Source organism: Pseudomonas sp. (genome assembly GCF_050739655.1).
GTDB lineage: Bacteria > Pseudomonadota > Gammaproteobacteria > Pseudomonadales > Pseudomonadaceae > Aquipseudomonas.
This window is the reverse complement of the sequence record NZ_JBOIBY010000428.1, coordinates 1-9,073: the sequence shown is the minus strand read 5'-3', so window position 1 is coordinate 9,073 and position 9,073 is coordinate 1. Positions and strand designations below refer to the sequence as shown.

The 9,073-nt window shown below is 58.7% G+C and carries 6 protein-coding genes and 1 pseudogene; 4 read left to right on the top strand and 3 right to left on the bottom strand.

Annotated features, from left to right (window positions below):
• Positions 1-758: extracellular solute-binding protein (locus ACRESJ_RS21025; RefSeq protein ID WP_431759621.1), on the top strand; the 758-nt coding region annotated here is incomplete at its 5' end.
• 39 nt (positions 759-797) lie between these two features.
• Here the strand turns inward: ACRESJ_RS21025 and ACRESJ_RS21020 are convergent.
• The gene (locus ACRESJ_RS21020; RefSeq protein ID WP_431759620.1) at positions 798-1,022 is read right to left on the bottom strand and encodes a YgdI/YgdR family lipoprotein; all 225 of its coding nucleotides are present in this window, start codon (positions 1,020-1,022) and stop codon (positions 798-800) included.
• 191 nt (positions 1,023-1,213) lie between these two features.
• Between ACRESJ_RS21020 and ACRESJ_RS21015 the strand changes: the two genes are divergently transcribed.
• The 3 genes from ACRESJ_RS21015 to ACRESJ_RS21005 all read left to right on the top strand — a co-directional run bounded on the left by ACRESJ_RS21015 (position 1,214) and on the right by ACRESJ_RS21005 (position 7,142).
• Positions 1,214-2,881: a VRR-NUC domain-containing protein gene (locus tag ACRESJ_RS21015; protein ID WP_431759619.1), complete on the top strand. Its 1,668-nt coding sequence runs from the start codon at positions 1,214-1,216 to the stop codon at positions 2,879-2,881.
• Positions 2,878-5,139, top strand: a complete 2,262-nt coding sequence (locus ACRESJ_RS21010; RefSeq protein ID WP_431759618.1) for an ATP-dependent DNA helicase — start codon at positions 2,878-2,880, stop codon at positions 5,137-5,139. The genes ACRESJ_RS21015 and ACRESJ_RS21010 overlap by 4 nt, the downstream gene beginning before the upstream one ends.
• A gap of 80 nt (positions 5,140-5,219) precedes the next feature.
• On the top strand, positions 5,220-7,142 hold the full coding sequence (locus tag ACRESJ_RS21005; RefSeq protein ID WP_431759617.1) for a PAS domain S-box protein: 1,923 nt from the start codon (positions 5,220-5,222) through the stop codon (positions 7,140-7,142).
• Between the two features lie 31 nt (positions 7,143-7,173).
• On the opposite strand, the pseudogene ACRESJ_RS21000 reads toward ACRESJ_RS21005, so the two are convergent.
• Positions 7,174-8,088, bottom strand: a pseudogene (locus tag ACRESJ_RS21000) (cation:proton antiporter).
• 126 nt (positions 8,089-8,214) lie between these two features.
• The gene (locus tag ACRESJ_RS20995) at positions 8,215-8,871 is read right to left on the bottom strand and encodes an SDR family oxidoreductase (RefSeq protein ID WP_431759616.1); all 657 of its coding nucleotides are present in this window, start codon (positions 8,869-8,871) and stop codon (positions 8,215-8,217) included.
• Between the last annotated feature and the right edge of the window lie 202 nt (positions 8,872-9,073).

Sequence of the window (9,073 nt, the reverse complement as noted above, 5' to 3'; positions counted from 1 at the left end):
AGGCTTTGCAGACCAACGATCCGGGCAACGAACACGGCTTCCCGTATCTGTGGGGCAGCACCGGGATCGGCTACAACATTGCCAAAGTCAAAGCAGTGTTGGGTGACAACGCACCGGTGGATTCCTGGGACTTGATCTTCAAGCCGGAAAACATGCAAAAGCTGAAAAAATGCGGCGTGGCTATCCTCGACAACGGTCCGGAATTGTTGCCTGCTGCGCTTAACTACCTAGGCCTGCCGCATCACAGCAAAGATCCGCAAGACTACAAAAAGGCTGAAGCATTGCTGATGAAGGTTCGCCCTTATGTCAGCTACTTTCACTCATCCAAATACACCAGCGACCTGGCCAATGGCGATATCTGCGTGGCGGTCGGCTTCTCTGGCGACATCCTGCAAGCGGAGAACCGCGCCAGGGAAGCGAAGAACGGCATCGACATCGGCTATTCGATTCCCAAGGAGGGCGCTGCCATCTGGTTTGACATGGTCGCCATGCCCGTCGATGCCCCGGACGAGAAGGCCGGTTACGACTTCATGAATTACCTGCTGCGTCCGGACGTGATGGCCAGCATCAGCAACTACGTGCACTACGCCAATGGTAACGAGCAGGCGGACAGCCTGATCGACCCGGCCATCAAGAACGACACCAAGGTTTACCCGAGCCCGGAAATGATGGGCAAATTGTTCGCTCTGGAAGCGATGCCGCTGAATATCGACCGCATTCGTACCCGGCTGTGGAACAAGATTCGTACCGGTAGCTGAATCATTGCTCAGGTCTTCGGGACAGGATGTCCCGATGCCTCAGTCTTCCTGACGAATCGTGCTGACGTCGTCAGCCTTGACCTTCACCTTGGCCCCGGAAATATCCTCGAACTCGAAGAAACCGTCCTTGGTCTTGGTTTTCGGCATGTCCTTGGTCAAATACTGGGTTCCGTTCTGCAAGGTGACAACCGTGGGTGTCGAGCAACCGGCGAGGGCCAGCAAAGCCATTGCCGCCAAGGGCAAACCCAGAGTCTTGATATTCATAACCACCTCTCAAACTTGAAAACGTAACGGCTGTCGCGCACGACAGCACCTGTTACGCGGTTGGTGCCACGGATTGGCGGAAAGTTCTATGGGCGGAAAAAATTCCCTGCCAGCGCCGCCACTTATCCTTTTCCAATTGCACCCACAAGGCCATTACTGGTATCTGTACGCATAACCAGTATTCGCTTGCCATGGCCTTTTCCCTCGTGACTGCAAACCCCCTCGACGATCCGCTCTATTACTTGAACAACTTCAGGCAAGTGCTTGATTGGCTTGAACATCGTTATGCCGATGTGTTGAGCGTCGAGGAACATCAGTTCATTCGCGACTTCAAGGGCTTGCCCCAGGCGTCACAGGCATTGCTGGTCCGAATGGTTATGCGCAAGGGCATTCATTTCAGGGTCAGCAAACTGCATTACGCCGAGATCGGCGATATCGCCAGCGCCGCCGAATCGTTGCTGGCGTTGGGTTGGATTGATGAACTGGTGCCCTTGTCGGTCGAGACGCTGTTCGACGTATTGCTAAAGGCCGAGATTCTCCAATGCCTTGGTTCTGCGATCGATCAGCCCAAGGGGAAAAAGACCGATTGGCTGCCGTTATTGAGTGAGCAGTTCCCCGAGAGGCGCAATTTCTGTGACTGGCATCCGGGGCTGGACGACCGCTTGCTTTCTCTGACCATCATGGGCTTGTGCGACCGCTTGCGCTTGATGTTTTTCGGCAATCTTTACCAGGATTGGACCGACTTTGTGCTGGCGGATCTCGGCATCTTTACCTATGAAAAAGTCGAGATTTGCGCCGACTCACGGGGCTTACAAAGCCAAGAGGACGTGGACGCCTGTATGTTCCTCTACCAATGCCAGCAGCTTTTCGAGGCGGGTGAGGCAATCACCGACGTTGTCGCACAGATCAATGGGTTGACCCTGAGCAATCCCTGGCTGCAAAGGCGTCGCGACAAACTGCTGTTCCAGATTGCCCAGCATTGCGAGCGCATCGCCGATTTCTCCGGCGCGCTGGACCTGTATCGCCAATGCAAGTACCCCGGCGCGCGGCTGCGGTTGATTCGCGTGCTGGAGCGTTGCGCTGAGTTTGAATTGGCGCTGGAACTGGCCAGCCAGGCCGAACAAGCGCCAGAAAATGCCGCCGAGCAACAGCAGTTGCTACGGGTACTGCCCAGGCTGCGTCGCAAGCTGGGCGGGCCGGCGATCAAGCGTCCACCCCCACGGGAAATGCTGCGCCTGGACCTGCAATTGCCCAGGACCGACCTTGCGTTGTCGGTGGAGCATTACGTTCAGGCACACCTGGGTGAAGAATCGGCGCCGGTCCATTACGTCGAGAACACGCTGATCAACTCGTTGTTCGGCCTATTGTGCTGGCCGGCGATTTTTGCGCCGCTGCCCGGAGCCTTTTTCCATCCCTTCCAGCGGGGGCCGGTGGACCTGCTCAATGAGGATTTTCATGAGCGTCGGGTGGACCTATTCCGCGCTTGCCTGTCTGAACTCGACGACGGGCGTTATCAGCAAACCATCCGTGAGCGCTATGCCGAGAAGTGGGGTGTGCAATCGCCATTCGTGTTCTGGGGCGTGCTCAGCGAGGAGCTGCTGACACAGGCCCTGGAATGCCTGCCCGCCGAGCATCTCAAGCACTGGTTCAATCGACTGCTTCTGGACATCAAGGCCAATCGCGCCGGCATGCCGGACCTGATCCAGTTCTGGCCGCAACAGAAGACCTACCGCATGATCGAGGTCAAGGGGCCGGGCGATCGCCTGCAGGATAACCAGGTCCGTTGGCTGGAGTTCTGCCATGAACATCGCATGCCCATCGCGGTTTGCTACGTGCAATGGGCGGAGCAAGACGCTTGAGCTACAGCATTGCCGTGCGTGCGCTGTGTGAGTTCACCGCCAAGGTTGGCGATCTGGACCTGCGCTTCACGCCGTCTCCGACTGCGCTGGAGGGAATCGTCGGCCATCGCACGGTGGCCTCCCGACGCAGCGAGGGTTACCAGAGCGAAGTCGCGCTCGAAGGGCTGTTCCAGAGCCTGAAGATCAGGGGCAGGGCGGACGGTTACGATCCGGCGCAGAACTGCCTGGAAGAAGTCAAAACCTACCGTGGCGACCTGAGCAAGCAACCGGCCAACCACCGTCAATTGCACTGGGCCCAGGCAAAAATCTACGGCTGGTTGATGTGTCAGAAGCTTGAGCTTGAGCAGATCAATCTGGCGCTGGTGTACTTCGACATCGTCAGCGAGAAGGAAACCTGTCTGGTGGAGTCCTTCAGCGTCACACAACTGCGGCTGTTCTTCGAACAGCAGTGCACGGTGTTCCTGCACTGGGCCGAACAGGAAATGGCCCATCGCGAAGCGCGTAATGGCGCAGCACAGCAGTTGAAGTTTCCCCATGCCGATTTCAGGCCCGGCCAGCGCCATCTGGCCGAGTCGGTGTTCAAGGCGGTCAGTACCGGCCGGTGCCTGATGGCCCAGGCGCCGACCGGGATCGGCAAGACCGTTGGCACCTTGTTTCCGATGCTCAAGGCCCTGGCGCCGCAGCAATTGGACAAGGTGTTCTTCCTCACTGCGAAAACCCCTGGACGCAAACTGGCCCTGGACGCCGCCCGGGTGATTTCACGCAGTGCCGATGCGCCGCCCTTGCGTGTTCTGGAGATGATCGCCCGGGACAAGGCGTGTGAGCACCCGGACAAAGCCTGCCACGGCGAATCCTGCCCGCTGGCCCGGGGGTTTTACGATCGCTTGCCCGCCGCCCGGCAGGCCGCAAGCCAGTTGAGTCAGCTGGATCAGAGTGCGTTGCGCGAGGTCGCCCTGGCGCACGATGTCTGCCCGTATTACTTGAGCCAGGAAATGGCCCGTTGGGCCGACGTGGTGGTGGCTGACTACAACTATTACTTCGATTTCAGCGCCTTGTTGTTCGGGCTTTGCCAGGCCAACCAGTGGAAAGTCGCGGTTCTGGTGGACGAAGCCCATAACCTGGTGGAGCGTGGCCGACAGATGTACAGCGCCAGCCTCGATCAAGCGACCCTCAACGAGGTGCGAAAAAACGCGCCTGACGTGCTGACGAAACCCTTGCAACGGGTCAACCGCGAATGGAACGCCCTGCATGGCCAGCAATTGGGCGCGTACCAGGCTTACGACAAAGCGCCGGAAAAACTGCTTCAGGCACTGTCGTCGTGCAATGCCAGCATCGGCGACTACTTGAATGATCACCCGCAGGGGTTGGACAGCGCACTTCAGAGCTTCTATTTCGAGATGCTGCAGTTCTGCCGGGTCGCCGAATGCTTCGATGAACAGTACCTGTTCGATATCAGCAAGCGCGACCTTGAGCGCAAGCGCAACCTCTCCCGGCTATGCCTGCGCAATGTGGTGCCTGCTGGATTCATTGGGCCGCGCCTGACGACGGCACGCAGCACCGTGCTGTTCTCGGCGACACTCAGCCCTCGGCATTATTACGCCGACTTGCTGGGAACACCGGCGAGTACGGTGTGTATTGATGTTGAATCACCGTTTCACGCCAACCAACTGCAAGTGCACATCGTTAACCGGATCTCTACGCGATTTGTCCATCGTCAGGCGTCCCTGGCCCCGATAGTGGAACTGATCGCTAAACAGTTCAGCGAGCGTCCCGGTAACTACCTGGCCTTTTTCAGCAGCTTCGATTACTTGCAACAAGTGGCGCAGTTGATGGCCGATTTGCATCCGCAGATCAAGCTGTGGTCGCAGTCCCGAGGCATGGGTGAGGAACAGCGTCAGGAGTTTCTCGATCAATTTTCCGAAAACGGCGAGGGTGTCGGTTTTGCGGTGCTGGGCGGGGCGTTTGGCGAGGGCATTGATCTTCCCGGTGCGCGTTTGATCGGCGCATTCATAGCGACCCTCGGGCTGGCACAGCTCAATCCGGTCAACGAGCAGTTGAAACGGCGTATGGCCGCGATTTTCGGCGCCGGTTACGACTACACCTATCTGTTTCCCGGTGTGCAGAAGGTGGTACAGGCCGCTGGCCGGGTCATTCGCACCCAGCAGGACCAAGGTGTGGTGATGTTGATCGATGACCGTTTTGGCGAAAGCAAGGTCAAACAATTGTTGCCGCGCTGGTGGGCGATTGAGCCGCACTAGCCCGTTACATCGTTTCCGGCTGTCGAAATTGGCGGTTTGTCGCATACTCAAGACATAACAAAAACGGATGTGAGGGTTCAATGAACGAAGATCGAAGCAATGTCGACGGTCTCGAGGACAAGCGACTGCGCTTGTTGATCGATGCGGTGATTGACTACGCGATCTACATGATTGACCCCGAAGGCATCATCACCAGCTGGAACGCTGGCGCCAGGCGCTTCAAGGGGTATGAGGAAGCCGAGATTCTCGGCGAGCATTTCTCGCGCTTTTATACCGATGAAGACCGTCGCGCCGGGTTGCCGCAAAAGGCGCTGGACACAGCGATTCGCGAAGGGCGTTTCGAAGGCGAGGGCTGGCGCGTACGCAAGGATGGCACGCATTTCTGGTGCCACGTGGTGATCGATCCGATTCTCGATCCGACGGGCAAGTTGTTGGGGTTTGCCAAGATCACCCGAGACCTCACCGATCGTAAAATGGCTGAAGAAACCCTCAAGCAAAGCGAGCAGCAGTTCCGCTTGCTGGTGCAAAGTGTCACCGACTACGCCATCTATATGCTCGACCCCCGTGGCCAGGTGACTAACTGGAACCTGGGCGCGCAGCGCATCAAGGGCTATGCGCCGGAAGAGGTGATTGGTCAGCACTTTTCGATTTTTTATACGCCCGAAGACCGCGAGGCAGGCTTGCCACTCAGAACGCTGAGTATCGCAACGACTGAGGGACGATTCGAAAACAAGGGCTGGCGCGTGCGCAAGGACGGTACACGCTTCATGGCCCACGTCGTGGTCGATCCGATCTGGGGCGAAACCGGAACCTTGCTCGGTTTCGCCAAGATTACCCGCGACATCACCGAAGCGACCCAGGCACAACAGGCCCTTGAGCAAGCCCGCGAGGCCTTGTTCCAGGCGCAAAAAATGCAGGCCATCGGCAAGCTCAGCGGCGGGATTGCCCACGACTTCAATAATTTGCTCACGGTCATCCTTGGCAATCTGGAGATCATGCGCAAACGCGTGGCCGATGAGCCAAAGATCATCCGGTTACTGGATAACGCCACCCAGGGTGCGCAGCGCGGTGTCTCCCTGACCCAGCGCATGCTGGCCTTCGCCAGACGCCAGGAACTCAAGTCCGAACCTGTCGAGATACCTGCCCTGGTGCAAGGCATCTCCGGGCTTCTGCGCAGCTCGCTGGGGCCTTCAGTGGAACTGGAGATGAATTTTCCAGCGCACCCCGAGGCCGTCATGGCCGACGTCAATCAGCTTGAACTGGCCATCCTCAATCTGGTCACAAACGCCCGTGACGCCATGCCCGATGGCGGAAAAATCGTCATCAGCACCCGAGCTGAAGAAGTCATCGATGAAAAACGGATTTCTCCCGCTGCCGGGCATTATGTATGCCTGAGTGTCACCGACACCGGGGAGGGCATGGATGAAGCCACGCTGTCATCGGCAATGGACCCGTTCTTCACCACCAAGGGGCTTGGCAAAGGCACTGGCCTGGGTTTGTCGATGGTTCATGGCTTTATCGAGCAACTGGGCGGACAGTTCGTACTCAAGAGCTGGAAAAACCAGGGCACCACGGCAGAGCTCTGGTTACCCATTGCAGCGGATGGTGCGGTGTCTGCCCCGGCTGTCGAGTCGCCCACTGCACCGCAAATCGATCGATTGTGTGTGTTGGTGGTGGATGACGACAGTCTGGTGCTGACCAGTACCTGCCTGCTCCTTGAAGACCTCGGTCACCGGGTGATCCCGGCGATATCCGGTGGGCAGGGGCTTCAATTGTTCAAGGAAAATCCAGCCATCGATCTTGTGATCACCGACATGGCCATGCCACACATGAATGGCGCGCAACTGGCCGAAGCGCTTCGCACGTTGAAACCCGATATTCCGATCATTCTAGCCACCGGCTACGCCGAGCGCCTGGAGGGTTCTGCTGCCGGGCTGCCGCGCCTGTCGAAACCCTTCACCCAACCGAATCTGGTGAATACCATCGCCTCGGCCATGAAGTAATCACGCCAACCGCTGTATGGCGGTTACGGGATCATTGGGATGGCTTCTTTCGCCGTTCATAGTGGGCGAGGATCGGCTGGGTGCTGATGCCGTGCAACAAAATGCTCAGGGCGACCAAGGACAGCGTGAGATTGGTGCACAAGGTGGCCATCGACGGCGCGAGGTCGTGATTCAAGGCATAGAACAGGTAGTAGAAACTGCCGATGCCGCGAATGCCGAACCAGCCGATCAGCCAGCGTTGAGAGCGGTCCAGCAGACTACCCCATGGCGCGAACCCGATAATCAGGGGCCGAATCACGCAGAAAAGCACCAGGGCAACGCCCAGCGCTCTCCAGTCCCAATGCCCCACCAGTACGACTCCGAGCAGGGTCACCAGGAAGACTTCCATCGCCCGTTCGACCAGGCCGCCAAAGGACAACATGTCACTCATCATGATCCCGGCGGCGACCTGTTTGTCCTCAAGGTTCGACACATCGCCATGGACCGCGGCGTCGGGCTCCACGTTCTGATGGCCCACCACCGGTTGAACCAGATGCTCGGCGGGTGTCGGGGAATCGCCTGCGGTGGTGACTTCGGCTCGACGCAGGCCTAAACCCGCGGCAAACACTGACAGGAACCCGTACCCGTGAACCGATTCCGCCGCGACGTAAGCCAGCGCGATCAAGGCAAAGGCGATTCGCTACTTGCGGTCCTTGAGTGGCAGGCGCAGTTTGAGCCCGCAGACGAACAACGAAAAAAGCACTGCGACCTCGGTCAAGTGCTCCATCCAGAATGCTGCGTCCTTGACGTCCAGCCCCAGCCAGCCCAGTCCGGCCGGGCCAATGGCGACGCCCAGCGCCAGGCAGACCGCCGAGGTGGTGACCGGCATCCAGCGCAGGTATGACGAGGTCAGTGCCAGCGCCAGCAGCACCGCTCCCAGCACCGCGACCCAGGCAATGAAGCTCATGACCGCTTGACGATAGGAACGGACATGACGACCTCCAGGTATCCAAGGACTCGCCAGTGAAAGGCCGGCCTATGAAATGTTGAGCCTCGCCAGCGTCGACGGGTTCAATTTTTCAGGATCGCAGGGCTAGAGGATTGGTTTGCCACCGGTGACGCCAAAGCGCTGGCCGGTGATGTAACTGCCCTCATCCGAAGCCAGCAACACGTAGATCGGTGCCACTTCCACTGGCTGGCCAGGGCGGCCGAGAGGCGTGTTGCCGCCAAAGTTCTGCACCTTTTCTTCCGGCATGGTCGAGACGATCAGTGGTGTCCAGATCGGCCCCGGTGCCACGCTGTTGACCCGGATATTCTTCGGTCCCAGCATCTGCGCCAAGCCAGCGGTGAAGTTGGCGATGGCGCCCTTGGTGGTGGCGTAGGCGAGCAGGGTGGGGTTGGGCATGTCGGTTTTTTCCACCAGTGCCCGGCAATGGACCTTGTGCGCCAAGTCTCCGGGCAACAACAGACATTGCCGGCCGGCTTGTTCAACCCAGCGCGCGGTTTCCTCTGCGTCTTCCTGCTCATCGAGGTACGCGACCGCCACATCAGCCCCTTCACGGGCGAAGGCAATGGCTACCGCGCGGCCAATACCGCTGTCGCCGCCGGTAATCAGGGCGATCTTGCCGGCCAGCCGCCCCGAGCCTTTGTAGCTCTGTTCGCCGCAGTCTGGATACGGCTCCATCTTGCGTTGAGAGCCGGGTACAGGCTGCTGTTGTTTGGGGAAGGGCGGTTTTGGGTATTGGTTCATCATCAATCTCCGGTCTCAAGGCAGGGCAGTCAAAGGGTTGACCCTGGCGTTTTGTCTTGAGTTCGGTTGGATTTTTGATGATGAACGAACGCATCGGATCCTATGGGAGCGAGGCTGCCCGCGAAGGCGGCGGGTCAGGCGACATGGAGGTTGAATGTGCTGGCCTCTTCGCGGGCAAGCCCGCTACCACAGGGTTCAGCGT

What these genes read in the sequence shown, in the direction of transcription:
- ACRESJ_RS21020 (WP_431759620.1), bottom strand. Translation starts at nt 1,022, where the DNA reads ATGAATATCAAGACTCTGGGTTTGCCCTTGGCGGCAATGGCTTTGCTG.
- ACRESJ_RS21015 (WP_431759619.1), top strand. Translation starts at nt 1,214, where the DNA reads ATGGCCTTTTCCCTCGTGACTGCAAACCCCCTCGACGATCCGCTCTAT.
- ACRESJ_RS20995 (WP_431759616.1), bottom strand. Translation starts at nt 8,871, where the DNA reads ATGAACCAATACCCAAAACCGCCCTTCCCCAAACAACAGCAGCCTGTA.
- ACRESJ_RS21005 (WP_431759617.1), top strand. Translation starts at nt 5,220, where the DNA reads ATGAACGAAGATCGAAGCAATGTCGACGGTCTCGAGGACAAGCGACTG.